12 protein-coding genes are annotated in these 13331 nt (G+C 66.9%); 8 read left to right on the plus strand and 4 right to left on the minus strand.

The genetic code is table 11. The annotated features are described in order from the left end of the window. Positions 1-470 precede the first annotated feature (470 nt). The gene (locus tag AAHZ94_RS15875) at positions 471-1214 is read left to right on the plus strand and encodes a DNA-methyltransferase (protein ID WP_349993532.1); all 744 of its coding nucleotides are present in this window, start codon (positions 471-473) and stop codon (positions 1212-1214) included. Between the two features lie 100 nt (positions 1215-1314). Here AAHZ94_RS15875 and AAHZ94_RS15880 read toward each other — a convergent pair whose 3' ends face one another. Next, entirely contained in the window at positions 1315-2250 is a 936-nt protein-coding gene (locus AAHZ94_RS15880) for a DUF5655 domain-containing protein (RefSeq protein ID WP_349993533.1), read from the minus strand. 387 nt (positions 2251-2637) lie between these two features. Here AAHZ94_RS15880 and AAHZ94_RS15885 point away from each other — a divergent pair, with 387 nt between their 5' ends. Both AAHZ94_RS15885 and AAHZ94_RS15890 read left to right on the plus strand, forming a co-directional pair. Beyond that, complete coding sequence (locus AAHZ94_RS15885) at positions 2638-3564, plus strand: hypothetical protein (RefSeq protein WP_349993534.1); 927 nt, start codon at positions 2638-2640, stop codon at positions 3562-3564. Continuing rightward, a complete protein-coding gene (locus AAHZ94_RS15890) occupies positions 3561-3806 on the plus strand; it encodes a hypothetical protein (RefSeq protein ID WP_349993535.1) in 246 nt (81 codons plus the stop codon). Before AAHZ94_RS15885 ends, AAHZ94_RS15890 begins: the two co-directional genes overlap by 4 nt. A 541-nt stretch (positions 3807-4347) precedes the next feature. On the opposite strand, the gene AAHZ94_RS15895 is transcribed toward AAHZ94_RS15890, so the two are convergent. Then, positions 4348-5703 carry a hypothetical protein gene (locus AAHZ94_RS15895; RefSeq protein WP_349993536.1) on the minus strand — a complete coding sequence of 452 codons (1356 nt, stop codon included), beginning with the start codon at positions 5701-5703 and terminating at the stop codon, positions 4348-4350. Positions 5704-6206: 503 nt separating this feature from the next. On the opposite strand from AAHZ94_RS15895, the gene AAHZ94_RS15900 reads away from it, so the two are divergent. The 4 genes from AAHZ94_RS15900 (at position 6207) to AAHZ94_RS15915 (ending at position 11426) form a co-directional block, all read left to right on the plus strand. Beyond that, a complete protein-coding gene (locus AAHZ94_RS15900; protein WP_349993537.1) occupies positions 6207-8519 on the plus strand; it encodes a hypothetical protein in 2313 nt (770 codons plus the stop codon). 500 nt (positions 8520-9019) lie between these two features. After that, complete coding sequence (locus AAHZ94_RS15905) at positions 9020-9238, plus strand: hypothetical protein (protein ID WP_349993538.1); 219 nt, start codon at positions 9020-9022, stop codon at positions 9236-9238. Positions 9239-10028: 790 nt separating this feature from the next. Continuing rightward, positions 10029-10349, plus strand: a complete 321-nt coding sequence (locus AAHZ94_RS15910; protein WP_349993539.1) for a hypothetical protein — start codon at positions 10029-10031, stop codon at positions 10347-10349. Positions 10350-10907: 558 nt separating this feature from the next. Continuing rightward, complete coding sequence (locus tag AAHZ94_RS15915) at positions 10908-11426, plus strand: ATP-binding protein (RefSeq protein ID WP_349993540.1); 519 nt, start codon at positions 10908-10910, stop codon at positions 11424-11426. 87 nt (positions 11427-11513) lie between these two features. On the opposite strand, the gene AAHZ94_RS15920 is transcribed toward AAHZ94_RS15915, so the two are convergent. Continuing rightward, positions 11514-11894, minus strand: coding sequence for a winged helix-turn-helix transcriptional regulator (locus AAHZ94_RS15920; protein ID WP_349993541.1), 381 nt, complete (start codon positions 11892-11894; stop codon positions 11514-11516). A 132-nt stretch (positions 11895-12026) separates the two neighbouring features. Between AAHZ94_RS15920 and AAHZ94_RS15925 the strand changes: the two genes are divergently transcribed. Further along, positions 12027-12437: a RidA family protein gene (locus AAHZ94_RS15925; RefSeq protein WP_349993542.1), complete on the plus strand. Its 411-nt coding sequence runs from the start codon at positions 12027-12029 to the stop codon at positions 12435-12437. A gap of 39 nt (positions 12438-12476) precedes the next feature. Here AAHZ94_RS15925 and AAHZ94_RS15930 read toward each other — a convergent pair whose 3' ends face one another. Beyond that, complete coding sequence (locus AAHZ94_RS15930; protein ID WP_349993543.1) at positions 12477-12959, minus strand: DUF456 domain-containing protein; 483 nt, start codon at positions 12957-12959, stop codon at positions 12477-12479. Positions 12960-13331: the final 372 nt, after the last annotated feature.

A 13331-nucleotide genomic window follows, 5' to 3' on the forward strand; every position in this document is an offset into this window, starting at 1 on the left:
TAAAACCCCCCCCCCGGGGGGGGGGCCGGGGGCGGTGGGGGGGGGGGGGCGGGGGGGGGGCGCCCCGCCGCCCCCCCCCCGCCGCAGTGCACCCACCCCGATGGGCGGGCCCCGGGCCTGGGGAGTTGGTAGCTCCCGGACACCGGTCTCAGGTCACGCGCGGCAGCCAGCCGCGCTCGTAATCTCAGGAAGTACACCGGTTCCCCTCACGACTACTCGGCGGACGCGACGGCACGGAAAAGTGCAGGTCAACCGAGTCGAAGCGCTGCTCTGGCCCGGCGACGTGGCGAGACAGTAGATCGGGATTCCGGCCGCGCCAAACGACCCCCCGGGCTCGACCTCGGATGGCCACACAGCTCGTGGGGCACGGCCGGGATTCGCGGCTAACCTCCGGCGCAACCCCGCTCCCACCCAGCGCCGCCCCGCGCTGTCGACCGCGGGATCAGCCGCACCTGAAACGAGGCCCGCACATGAGCTACACGCTGCACCGAGGCGACGCCCTCACCGTGCTCAAGACCCTCCCCAACGAGAGCGTCAACGCCGTCATTACCGACCCGCCCTACAACTCCGGCGGACGCACCAGCTCCGAACGCACCAGCCGCACCGCCCGAGCCAAGTACGTCAGCGGCGACAGCGCACACGACCTGCGCACCTTCCCCGGCGAGAACCGCGACCAACGCAGCTACCGAAGCTGGCTGACCGCACTGCTCACCGAGGCGTACCGGGCCAGCACCGAGCACGCGGTCGCCGTCGTCTTCTCCGACTGGCGCCAGGAACCGACCACCTCCGACGCCCTCCAGATGGCCGGCTGGACCTGGACCGGCACCATCCCCTGGGTCAAGCCCACCAGCCGCCCCCGCAAGGGCGGGTTCAAGCAGTCAGCCGAGTTCATCACCTGGGGCGTCAAAGGCACCCTCGCCAAGGACCGCGACCTCTACCTCCCCGGCCACTTCATCGCCTCCCAACCCCGCAAGGACCGCGTCCACATCACGCAGAAGCCGGTTGAGATCATGCGGCAGCTCGTCCAGATCTGCCCCGAAGGCGGAACCGTCCTCGACCCCTTCACCGGCAGCGGCACCACAGGGGTCGCCGCCCTCCGCGAGGGGCGCCGGTTCGTGGGAGTCGAGCTGTCCTCGCACTACGCCGACATGGCAGAGCAGCGGCTCCGCGCGGAGCTGACGCAGGACGACCTCGTCCTGGCCGGACCGGAGTAGCGATCATGAGAATGGAGAGCCCCATGCAGGCGGATCGCAGACGGCCAAAGGGCGGCTGGCACATCGAGTAGCCGATGCGCCAGCCGGCCTTCTGTTGGCGTCAAGCCGCCTCGAACGCCCGCCGGATCAACGGTGCCGCCTTCTCCAGGTCGGCGGCCGAGGTGAGGCGCACCTCCAGGTCTCCAGTCCCGAGGTGTCCGATGCCGCGCATGTCCCGGGTAAAACCCTCCACCAGCTCGACCGTCTCCGGGTCGAGTCTGAGATAGACCAGGATCGCCTCGTGCTTCGGACGGAAGATCACTGATGCCACGTTCACCAGTCGCCGGTAGGCGATGTAGTGGCGCAGCGGCGCCACCTCGACCTCGCCCCACGCCGTAAGCGCCTCGTCCACCTCCGCGTACAGGTCCCGCAGGCACTCCGGCACGAGGCCGGCACCTACCGACGAAGAAGCCACCGGGGCCGCCACCGCGACGTCGACCGCCGGCTCCCGCTCCCGAGTTCGCCGAGACGAAGCAGCGGCCGAGGTACCGGGCGAGGAATCGACCAGCAACAGGCTCAGCAGACCGCCCTCGAAGACCCGGTAGCGCACCAGGTCGATCCGCTCCGGCAGCCGCTGCGCGGCCACACGGTCGTGATGGGAGAAGCTGGCCGCGATGCAGATCATCCGCGGACGCCGCCAGTCGATCGACTCGGCAGCCTCCGCCCCCAGCACCTTCTGCACGAGTGCTTCGAACTCGTGGTGCGCCGACTCCAGCCAGGACAGGTAGGAGACGGCCTGCGACAGCACTCCGCTGTCGGAGCCCTTCTTGAACTCGATCACTACCGGGCTGCCGTTCTCGTCCAACCCGAGGGTGTCGATCCGGCCCCGGTGCCACGGCCCTGTCGGGTACTCCGATGCCAGGAACCGCACGCCGAGCATCGCTTCCAAGCCGGCCTCGACCCGCCGCTGCAACTCCACCTCCAACGCCACCGTCGAACCGGGCAGCTCGACGTCCCGTCCGCCCGCGTCCCGCCGGAACAACATCAGCTCGGCCATCACCGCCCCCTCCCGTGATCGATACAAGGGAAGCAATCGAAACGGGCAGAGGGATATTCCAGAAGGAAGGAAGGTGACGACCTCGGGACGGTGGACTGCACTGTCGGACGGCGCTGAAGATCTCAGTACCGCAAGATTCATTTCAGTGGAGATTTCAGTAGCGCACCAGTGATTCAGTGCGGCCACTGGCCCGCCTCGGTCACCCTCACCTACGTCGGCCGCACCGCGCGTGAAGCCTTCCGCGAAGTCGCCGATTTACTTACGTAGGTGACGGACCGGCCCCCTCGCTGTGACCGCCCTGTCCCCTGGTTGCACACAGTTCCCTTTGTCAGTGAGGCCAACGACAGTACCTTCCGACAGCGCTGTGGGGCAGGGGGATGCGCGAGCATGCAGACAGATGACTTCTTCCTTGGCAGGCCCGGCGAGGACGTTGATTGGACTGACTGCAAGTCGGGTGAATGGGTGTGCCAGATGTGGGAGCTGGATGTCGAGCTGATGGAGTCTTTGCGGTTCGGTTCCCTGCCCGCCCACTCGGACCTGGACGTAGCCGTCGCGCTGACCCGCTTGCTGCACGAGGACTTGGTCGCCAGGGGCACACGCCACGACGAACGCATGAATGATGAGGAAGTCGTCCTCGCCGTGAAAGCACACCGGGCGGTTCTCGAGCGCTTGGGTCTGGAGCTGCCGCAGCTGCCGTTCCGCCATCACAGCGGCTTCTACGACTACTGGCGCAAGAATGACATGTCCGGGGGCGGCGGCTGGCAGGCGCGGCGCGAATGCATCGAAGGGCTGCTGGGGCCGACTCGGCAGGCCCTGGAGGATCAGCAGGAGGTCGAGTACGAGCGACGCTTCAAGAACGGCCCCCGTGGCACTTTCAAGAACCTCATCTTTGCGGCAGTCGGCCCGAAGCCAAAGATCGTGCTGCGGGACGCGGTGAATAATGACGTGGAGATCGTCCAGAACGCCGAGAACTGCCTCGTCTACAGCGATCCAATGCCGGCGCAGGGCCTGACCTGGCGGCATGTGGTCACCTGGTGGCAGGCGAACCACCTGCCGACCGCCGGGGAGCCGGAGGCCGCCGATGCCCTGTACCGGCGGCTGTACCGCTCACTGGATTCCCTGCCGGAGCAGACGGTCCTGCGCACGTACTGCACTCGCTATGCCGAACCCGACGGGTTCGACCTGCCCGCCCTCATCCCGCAGGTCTACCTGCACTACGACCCCTACACCCGCAAAAGCGGCGGACACAGCGGTGCCCTGCACCGCCAGCGCATGGACTTCCTGCTGCTGCCCCCGACCGCTCCCGTATCGTGATCGAGGTCGACGGCGCCCACCACTACGGCACCAAAAGCCCCACCAGCGCGGACGGCCACACCACCTACACCGCCTCGCCCAAGCTGTACTCGGAGATGGTCGCCGAGGACCGCCGCCTGCGGCTGGCCGGTTATGAGATCTACTGCTTCGGCGGCTGGGAACTCACCCGGCCCGACAGCCCGCAGCTCATTTCCAACTTCTTCACCGAGCTCCTCACCCGCCACAAAAAGCCCACACCATAGCGACGGCACAGCGCTTCAGTAGTCGGCCGTGTCCACGGCCTCCATGTGAACTGTGAATGCGTGCCGATCCCCGCGGCGGGGCCGGCGTGAGCGTGTCGTCCAAACACGGTCAGCACACCGAAGCGCTCTGCCTTCTCCCAAGTACCCACTACTGCACTCCCGCCGCCTGCACACCCCTGCGCAGCGCCCTGCTGACGCAGGCCTACCTGTGGTGGAACTGCTGGGGCCATGAAGGGGCCACCACCCCGGCTCACCGGCCTGATGGCCGGTACGACGTGCGCTGGGCGAAAGGCCACACCACCGACGAGGTCGGCGAGCTTCTCACGGACTCACCCATCGCCATCACCGGCTCCACCTACACCCCCCCCGGCTGCCCGGGGCGACCGGGGGGTACTGCGCCTCAATGACGGCCTGGTCGAGCTCGACGGCCCGGGCACACACCCAGACGGCGTGTAAGACAGCCGACACCGCACTTCCCTCTCGTCTGCTCGCGGCCCGACAGAAGTGGCGAGAATCAAGGTGAGACGGCGTGTGCCGTCGACTAAGAAGTGCCGTCGACCTGCTGCGTCCGGGCCTGCTCGAGCACGCCCCTTGGGAGTTCGGTGCCGTACCGGCGGGTTTCGTTGAGGAGCTTCGTCAGGCCAGCGGGGGCGTGGTGCCAGTGGTCGGCCAGGCTCACTCGCGTACTGATGTCGTCCATGAGCTGCGAGATGACCCAGGCGGCTTCCGTGGGTCGGTCCCCTCCGCCAGGGCCCCACCACAAGTGGTCGCCTGGAGTACACGGCCCGGGATGGATCCGGCCGTCCGTGGTCTGTACCCACACGGTGTCTTCCAGGATCACGGACTCGAGCTGGGCGCCTTGGTTCCCTAGCTGCAGCGGGGCCAGGAAGACCCAGGTGCCGTCGCGGGAGGGTCCCTTGCGAATAACGGGAATGCCAGTGGTGCGGTCGGTGTAGAAGGTCACGTCGTGGGCGTCACCGGCGAGGACGGCGTGTACGGCGGTTGGTGCCCATGCCGTGAGTTGCTGCCCCCATCGGCGGGCGGCAGGCCCTCGGAGGGACACTTCGGTGTGCGGGCCGTACGGCAGGAGATCGGCGGCGTAGTGCATGCCGATCTCCATGGGTTCGTAGGCTTCGAAGAGCTGGCTGGACGCGATGGCGCTCCAGCCTGCAGCGAGGAGATCACGGTCATCAGAGCGGGGCAGGGGGTAGCCCTCGGTGCGGTGTCGGGCCGCAATGAGGAGCGGGTCGCCGTGGGGGTGCCCACCGTGTTCGGCGAAGATGCGAATCTCGCTGTCGAGGCTGTCGATGTCGTGATTGCGCAGGGAGTTGGCCAGGTCCACAAGTGCCGTCTTAGTGGCGTCATAAGGCCATCCGACGGTGGCTGCCTGCCGCAGGATGGTTTCCTTCTCGCCGGGCAGAACTTCGGCCAGGGTGACGGGTGCGCCCGGTGACCACTGGCTGATCACGTCGGAGCGTCGCAGCGCACGAGGCCACCAGGGCAGCGGCTGACCGACGAGCCGGGTCAGAAGGCCCCACTGGGTCTCGTACTCCAGGAACGGCTGCGCGGTGTCGGCCGCGATCAAGGCCGGTCCCGAGAATCCGATATCACCGAGCAGGGCGCATACCGTGATCACGCCTTGGGCTCCGAAGCCCTCGGCCAGTTCTGCGGCCATGGCGCAGGCTGCGCCATGGCGAGTGGTGTGGACGATACGCACGACGCCGAGGCCGGTGTCCCAGTCCATGGCCGGGCCCTGCGAGGTGGGCTGGAATCCGAGCCACTTGCCGGGCGCGACGGATCGTGTGTCCAGGGCAGGATCAAGCAGCACGGCTCCCTGCTCACGAAACCGGCTTGAGCGGGCGGCCCAGATGTAGACCGAGCCACCGTCCCACGTCATGGGGGGCTCCTTGCCGAGTGCCTGGTCGAACAGGGCGTGATGATCCCGGGACCCTTCAGGGAAGTCTGCGTCTTCCTCCAGCAGTCGGTCCAGCTCACCTTTGTCCAGGTGGAGGAGCTTCTCTACCTCGTGTCTGCGTAGGTACGCCATGTTCCGCCCAGCCAAGACGCCTCTCCTTAGCGCAGTTGCTTCTCGCCGGCACGCGTACGCCGACCATGTCCGCCACTGGACCTCGATGGGTCGCATCCATGAAATGCCGCGACCGCCAGCTGGTACCAGCGACATTGCGTCAATGTCGCTCGTATCGAGCCGTGTTGAGCATAATGGCTCCTACGATGCTGCCCTGATCTAGTGGTTCCGCACGGGGCGTAATCTGTCAGCTCTTACGGCGTCCCGTCGTTGTCGGGCCGCGGGATGTATTCGCTGCTCAGAGGAAGGCATGGATGCCGAGCGGAATCTGGCACCTAGAGCCCCGGCGGATCCGGCCCTGGTACGAGCGTGCCGTGACGGCGTCAATCGAGCAGCCAGAGATCCGGGCGTATCTGGACCTGGATCGGCCCCAGATCACGGACGAGCACCTGCGGCAGGTCTTCGACCAGCCCCGGATCATCTGCGAAGTGCTGCGGGCCGACCTCTCCTACCTCGCTCTGCGCCGCAGAGCGGCTCGCGTCGACTCCTTGCGTCAAAGCCTCATCTATTCTCGGGAGCGATGCCGCACCACGCCCTTCCTGTCGCTCGTGTTCTTGGTGGCGCTCGTCTACTGGCTGACTGATGCAATGGTCGGGGTGCCCTGGTGGGTGGGTATCACGGTCCTTATCTGGCCTCTGGGCTACTTTGGCGTCAAAGAGTTCAGAAACTCGGATAACCGGAGCAACCTTGTCAACCAAGTACAGACCGCCGCATACGGCGTGCTCTGGGCCACATGCGCGGCCGACGCCGAGGTGCGCCTAGGCTATTGGGCGCTCGTCAGGCTGAAGAAGACAATAGACCCGATCATGCGGCGTGAGATGACGGCGCTGCTCGGACCTGATCACGAGTCACTGTTAGTGGCCCGCAGCCATGACGGGCTTATCGACGCCGGTAACTCCCGGTACTGGATATCGACGCAGGTCGAGGCCACGTTGCAGCGCAAGCTCGATCAGATGAGCGGTGGGGCGATCGCGATCTGTGGTCCGCGGGGCGTCGGCAAGAGCACCCTGCTGAAGAAGGCATGTCAGGGCCAGCTCGGTCCTTTTCGCAAACTGCATTTCCACACCATCGTCCAGACGCCGGCCAACTACCGCCCCGAGGAGTTCCTGCTCTCCCTGTTCCAGTCGGTGTGCCGGGACTACCTCGCCCTGTACGGCCGCCGTCCGCGTACCCCGTTTTTGTTCCGCTCGCGGGCCCGCGCAGCGAACAGCCCTCGACGCCTGTACGACTCGGCCCGCCGGTGGGCCCAGCTCCTGGCCGGGATCGGCCTGGTCGTCTTGGCAATCCAGAGAGAAGTCCGTGATCTCGTCCATGCCGTCTACCACTTTGCTCACCCCGCCGCCGCGGGGTGGACGGTGGATCTGCGGGAGCGGACGCTGGCCGCGTGGCAGGAGCATCCTGTGATGTCCCGTCTGGCGCTGCTCGTGGTGGGAGCACTGTTGGTGTCGTGGTCCAATCCGAGGAGCTGGCTCACCAAACGGCCGGTGCGGCGCCTGGTGCACGACTGCCACAACTACCTGAACCTGCTGCAGCACATCCAGTCTGTCGGCACGTCAACCTCGCTCGGCGCATCGGCCCGCGCGCTCACCCTGGGCTTCGGCCGTACCAGCGGCAGCAGTTCCCGCACCTTCACCTACCCGGAGCTAGTGTGGGAGTTCCGGAGTCTGCTGTCCCGCATCAGCGCCATCGAGCGCCAGGACAACTGGAAGGTCTTCGTCGGCATCGACGAGCTCGACCGGCTGGGCTCGAGCGAGCAGGCCCGCGCGTTCCTCGCCGAGATCAAAGCCATCTTCGACGTACCGCGCGTGTACTTCGTGCTGTCGGTGTCGGAGGACATCGGGTCGGCCTTCATCCGCCGCGGACTGCCCACCCGCGACATCACCGACAGTTCCCTAGAGGACGTCCTGGTCATCGAGGCGCGCACCCTGGAGGAGTCCAGAGAGCTGCTGCAGATACGGGTCCCGGGATTCACCGACCCCTTCGTCGCACTTGTCCACGCGCTGTCCGGCGGGCTTCCACGCGACCTCATCCGCTACACCCGCAAAGTGACAGAGACCCACCGGCGTACCCGGCGGCCCGGACTGGCGGCCCTGGCCCGTGAAGTGCTGTGGGAGGAGGCCGCACAAGCCCTGGCCGGATTTCGCGCGCTACTGGCCCGCCACGACGAGTCCGCCGCCACCGTGCACGACCTCCACAACCTGATCACCCTGATCCGCGAGGCCGACTCCAGCCGAGCCAACCCCGAACTCGAGCAGCGCGTCCTGCACCTGGCACACGCCGTACACCCTCCCCACGCCGAAGGCACCGACCCCATCAGCGAACTTGCCCAGTGGTGGGAGGAGTTCTCCTGCTACCTCTACTTCATCGGCACCCTGCTCGAAGTGTTTGCGCGACCTAACTTCGCGGCCCGCAAAGCGGCCTACACTGGCCCCGACAAGACCTCCGGCGACCTGCAGCGACTGGCCGAGGCACGCCTGGAGATGACCGTGTCCCCGCACAGCGCCCGAAAGATCCTGGAACAGTTCCGCGTGCACTGGGCCCTGCGCCCCGCCGCCCTGCCGCGGATCGTGCCGCAGCCCGGACCGGACACGGAGCAAAGGCGAGCCGTCGTACGTGACCGTTCCTGAGGCATCTGCCACCCGGCCAGTCCCGAAGGCTCCAAGGCAAGTGTGGGCCTCGGGGGCATGGGGCGAACGAGCCGTCTCCCTGGTGACAATCGTGGCCCATTCGTCAACCGCAATGACGTCGGGGAATTCCGTGATCAGTAGGCGCGGCGCGCCGCCTGGCTCTATCCATGTAGCAGAGCAGTGTTTCGCCAGCGGTTCGGGAGGCGCCTGCCGCGCCGGATGTCCACGAGAGCGGGAGACAGTTCGGTGGTGACCAGTAGGACGACTTCTGCGGCTCCTCGGGAGTCCAAGAGAAAAGCGCTGAATACGGGGGCAGGCAGCGGCCACGATCGCGCCGTTGCCGGCCGCCGGCGGGTGCCTCCCGTTCTTGTGAACATCGGCTCCGCCGGCCGCCGGGTGCCCCCGAAGCCGTTGTCTGGTGTCAGCGAAGTTAGTCGTCGTTTCATCGAACCGAGTCGAGTTCGCCGTTGGCCCTTAGAGCGCGCGCTTGGCTGGTCAGCGTGACAATAGAGAGCCCCCGAGCGGAGGCCGATATTCCCAAGAAAGCGATTGTCACCATCAACGCCGAGGACCAGAGGACCGCCGAGGCCATCGAGCAGGTGATCCGCGAGCGCATGCCGCAGGGAACAGCCACCCGGTTCACCTACTACGACGGGCCTGATGCCCATAGCCCGGTGCTGTCCCATGTGATCACGCTGAGCGCGGTGGTGCAGGAGTGACGGCAGGACAACCTGCAGCATGGCCGCACGCCGCAATGTCCCCCCCGTCGTTCCTACCGGCAGCAGAACAAGCAGGTGCGGGGCAGGCCGGGGGAGGACTACCGGTGTGCTCTGTGGGAGTTCGACAACTGCGTCCCTGAGGTGTCTTGCCACCGGCAGTGCCTGTCTCGGTGGCCAGCCGGTGGCCGGACGCCTTTGGGCGACGTGATACGAGGGAGTACAGGCCAACCAGTCGCGCGTACTCTGATCAGGCGAAACGCCATCTGGCGGCACGATCAGGCACCACGCAACACGAACGCTCACGGTCTCGTAATGCGTGGGTCTCGGATTCGTGGTGGCTTTCGATGCCTCAGGCTATGGTGTGTCCTTTACGGCGGCTCCTGGAGAGTTATCGAGGGTAGGCGTCGCCGTCGAGGCCGGCCGCCACATCGGCTTGTGCGGGGCGCCGACCCCTTCGAAGAGGCCCAGCTCGCTGGGGTCGATCGCTCTCCGGTCCCACCAAGTGGCCATCACTTCCACCTCACTCCTGAGGTGGAAGTGACGTCTGACGACAGAACTCAGGCGTGCTCGACCGGCTTGCCTCGATGGGAACCCGGTAGCTGGTGGTGAGCCTAGTGGTAGGTCCACCGGACCTGAGACGCTGGCGGCGAGTCGAGCCCTGGAGACAACTATGCGCAGGCGACACGTACTTGCAGCCACACTGGCCGGCATGGCCCTCGCTACCGCGTCGGCGTGTGGGGCCTCAGATGCGGGATTTTCCAGTAGCCCGCCACCGGGTGCCTCGGACACCGTGCAGAAATACGTCCGAGCCCTCAACGACCGTGACACGAAAGCCCTCCTCACGGTGGGCGCCGCCCCTGACAAGCCGTGGTCACGCCAGCAGGCGAACAAGATTATCGAGACCAAGGGTGGAAAGGGCCTTGTCATCGCGAAGGCGCCCATCGAGTACGAGCAGATGGGCGACTACTTAGGCAAGGCCGCACTGACAGCTTCGGACGAGAGCGGGAGGGCCGTCCGCGAAAGGGTGGATCTCATCCACGAAGACGGCCACTGGCACGTAATCCTCTTCGAATGGCCACAGCGGAGCGACAAACCCACCGCGGGGACGTAGCCCCGTTGCGACGCATCGTCCGGCCCTCGTTGCAGAGGGCCGGATGATGTGTATTTTCCCTGATTTTCCGTGAGGATCAGCCAAGATGTGGCCGAAAGGGATATCGGCACGTCAGAGTCAGTGCATACCCGAAGTGCCCGAGGCGGCAGCCCGTAGGGCAGGGGACAGCGGCCACCCCAGCGGGGCGAGGAGGGCTGGGAGTGGGGTGTGTGCGGGAGGTGGCGGCGGGAGGTTTCAGAGCCGACCGAGGTGAGCAGGAATGTATGGAGCCTTCTGATGTGGCTCGTCTGCACGTGACCACCATCTCGCCGCAGCTCATGAGGGGCACCCATGAAAACGGGGCGATTCGGAGTGGAGAAGCCCCGCAGGGGCGGGGACCAGGACGGCTCGATACAGCCGGCGCACCTGGGTCGTGGGCGATCCCCGCTTGCGCGGGGGCTACGCATCCTGGTGCTGGGTGTGGAGGCTAGCAAGTCTTGCTTAGTCGGGGTCTTGGGCTGGAGCTGGAACGCGATGGTGTGGCGTGCCTCATTGTTCATGCACGCTATCAGGCGTCTGATGGGAGTGCCTGGCTCTTTCCGATTGACGTATTGTAGATGCGTGTATCGCAGTTTGGTGAGATCTCCAAATAGAGAATGTGAGAAACCTTGGGGAAGGAAGGTCATAGGGGGCGTCTCGCAGAGAGAGTTTTCGTGCGAGAAGTGGAGTGTCGGGGCTGTTCGACATTGGGCTGAGAGCGTCGTTAGAGACGAGACTCAAGCGGAGCATATCGAGCTGATCTTCGGTGAGTTGCGTGCGAATGCGGTGAAGCATCGCGACAAGGGCAGAAGCGACGTAAGAATCTACGCAGCAATTCTCGTGTCGGGCCCGAAGGTTGCCGTATCTATCGGGCATACGGGCGGGGTAGGAAAAGGCATTCCACAACTGACGGATGCAGATACGGAGTCCGAGAGTGGGCGGGGGCTTTACCTAGTTTGTGAGCTCGCCGAGCAAGTCGTGGTGCACAGGGGGCGTGATGGCTGGAGAATCGTCGCGTTTCTGCGTTCTCGTGAGGAGGACGCAGGTCCCCCCCCCTGAGCCCCCGAATCCGCTCAGGCGCCTCTCGCCCTGCTCGCCGTCGGAATCGTTATATCCCCCCACCCCCACCCACCAACTGACCCCCACTCATTTCCCCTCCCCCTCCCGCTCATCGAACTCCGCCCGGGCCCGCTCGATGGCGGGCAGTTGCTCGTTCGCCCAGGACAGCAGGGTGTCGATGGGGGGCCGCAGGGTCTTGCCCAGGGGGGTGATGCGGTAGGTCACCGCTACGGGGCGGGTGGCGGTGATGTCGCGGGTCACTACGCCGTTGCGTTCTAGGCGGCGCAGGGTGGCAGTCAGGGACTTCTGGGTGACCTGGGGGATCGCTCGGCGTAGTTCGTTGAAGCGGCAGGGGTGTTCGCAGAGTTCGTTGAGGACGCTGAGGGACCACTTGTCCAACACCTGGTCGAGCAGTTCTCGGTGAGGGGCGGGGATGCGGAGTTCGTGCCCGGGGTGCGCGGTATCCATGGCGAAACCTGGTCTCGTTGAAGTGGCCTTCGGCTACTAAGTATCTTCCAGATACCTCGACCGGATGCCAAGGAGCCGAGGAAGACCTCGTACGCATACGCGTACGCATGCGCACATGAAGGAGACGCCGTTGTGGCCGTCCGTCAGTTCACCCCGCGGGGCATGCTGCAACCCACCCCGTACCACCACGTCGCCGTCGGCACCGGCAGCCGGCACGTGCACGTCAGTGGGCAGGTCGCCCGTGATGCGGACGGGGCCCCGGTGGCGCCCGGTGATCTTGCCGGGCAGGTCGCGCATGCGCTGCGGAACACCGCGCTCGGGCTGGCCGGGGCGGGCGCCTCGTTCGCCGACGTGTTGCGGCTGACCTTCTACGTGACCCGGTGGAGGCCGGAGCTGATCGGCCCGTTCATGGCCGGCGTGCAGGGCGTCGCCGATGAGGTCGGGCTGTCCCTGCCGATGCCCCCGGCCTCCCTCATCGGCGTCGATTTCCTCTTCGAGCCGGACGTGCTGGTCGAGGTCGAGGCGACCGCGCTGCTCGACTGAGGGGCGGGGCCCACGCCCGGAGCGTTTCCCGCCTGCCGGTCAGCCGAAGACCACGGCCGCGACCCAGGCCGCCGTGATCAGCAGGCAGATGACGAGTTCGATCAGTACGGCGTAGCCGATGGCGCGGAGGGCGTTGCGGGTGGAGACCCAGGCCGGGCCGTGGGCGCCCAGGCGGATGCGTTCGGCGGTGTAGAGGCCGGCCAGGAAGCCGGGTACGGCGCCGATGACGGGCAGCAGGACGAAGCCGGCGCCCGCGGCGGTCGCGGCGAGGAGCAGGGTGCCGCGGGTGATGCCGGAACCCTGCATGCTGCGGGCCGGCAGCAGCCAGCGGAGTGCCTGGTTGAGGAGGAGCAGGGCCGTTGCGCAGGCCAGCAGGCCCCAGGCCGCGGTGGTCTTCTCCGCCATCGACCACCAGAGCACGCCGGCCCACACCAGCAGCGGCCCGGGCACCCCCGGCAGGACGACGCCCACCAGCCCGAAGAGCAGCACCAGGCCGTCGAGGACGAGTTGCCCAGTACCCATGGCCCCAGGTTGCCGGACCAGGCGCCGAAGCGCCCGGCGAGCGGGCCGCGGGGGCGGGGCGAGGGCGGGCGCCGGGGGTGGCTCGGCCGTTGGGCGCTGGGCGCGTACGGGGCTGTCGCCTGCTGGGGCGGGGGCTTCGGCGCAGGTCAGGGCCGTGGCCGCGATTCCGGCGGCCAGGGTCTGGGCGGCGCCCCCGCGGACGTGTCGGTGGTCAGCCGTTCACCGCGGCGGTGCCCTCGCGCAGGGCTGGCCGGCCGTCCGCGCCTGCGCCGCTGACGTTTCCGCTGCCCGCGCTGCCGCCGTTTCCGTCGCCGGTCCCGCGGGGCGCCGTCCCCTCGCGCGCGGCCGACCCGTCGCGTACGGCTGCCGCCC

It is taken from the genome of Streptomyces sp. HSW2009, assembly GCF_040240285.1.
In the GTDB taxonomy this organism is placed as follows: Bacteria; Actinomycetota; Actinomycetes; order Streptomycetales; family Streptomycetaceae; genus Streptomyces.

Coding starts and splice junctions, on each gene's coding strand:
- AAHZ94_RS15875 (WP_349993532.1), top strand. CDS start 471: ATGAGCTACACGCTGCACCGAGGCGACGCCCTCACCGTGCTCAAGACC.
- AAHZ94_RS15880 (WP_349993533.1), bottom strand. CDS start 2,250: ATGGCCGAGCTGATGTTGTTCCGGCGGGACGCGGGCGGACGGGACGTC.
- AAHZ94_RS15885 (WP_349993534.1), top strand. CDS start 2,638: ATGCAGACAGATGACTTCTTCCTTGGCAGGCCCGGCGAGGACGTTGAT.
- AAHZ94_RS15895 (WP_349993536.1), bottom strand. CDS start 5,703: ATGACGTGGGACGGTGGCTCGGTCTACATCTGGGCCGCCCGCTCAAGC.
- AAHZ94_RS15915 (WP_349993540.1), top strand. CDS start 10,908: ATGGGAGTGCCTGGCTCTTTCCGATTGACGTATTGTAGATGCGTGTAT.
- AAHZ94_RS15920 (WP_349993541.1), bottom strand. CDS start 11,894: ATGGATACCGCGCACCCCGGGCACGAACTCCGCATCCCCGCCCCTCAC.
- AAHZ94_RS15930 (WP_349993543.1), bottom strand. CDS start 12,959: ATGGGTACTGGGCAACTCGTCCTCGACGGCCTGGTGCTGCTCTTCGGG.